1 protein-coding gene is annotated in these 391 nt (G+C 43.7%); it reads right to left on the reverse strand.

All coding sequences use genetic code 11. The features are described 5' to 3' along the window. A partial coding sequence (locus ER639_RS12085; RefSeq protein WP_129065981.1) for a hypothetical protein occupies positions 1 to 275 on the reverse strand: 275 nt, incomplete at its 3' end. Positions 276 to 391 lie beyond the last annotated feature (116 nt).

The raw sequence follows: 391 nt of genomic DNA on the forward strand, positions 1-391 counted from the left end.
GGTTCTATTGCAATATTCTCAGTCTCACGAACCCTATAATATCGATTCCATTTTTCATATTTTGCATTGCCAGCAAATAGTTCAAGATATGTTTCATTAAACATATGATTAATATATACAAGGGGGAAAAATTCAGTTTTAAAAAACAAATCACCGCTCACAGAGAGAGGCTTCCCTTTACCGAATGCGCTTCCATATCCCTCATCATCAAAATCAAAGACATAGTTTGCTGCTATAACATCTTTACCCTGCGCCAGAGCTGAGCTTCTGGACATCTGAATCCCCACCCGGACACCGCTGAGAGTCCAGCCACATCGTGTCCCCCCATCCACAGCAATTCGCACCTTACCAAAACCGCTACTATCCGGGGGGCTAAGTGGGATCTGTACCG

The sequence above is a fragment of the Macrococcus sp. DPC7161 genome (assembly GCF_004117835.1).
Taxonomy (GTDB): domain Bacteria; phylum Bacillota; class Bacilli; order Staphylococcales; family Staphylococcaceae; genus SDSC01.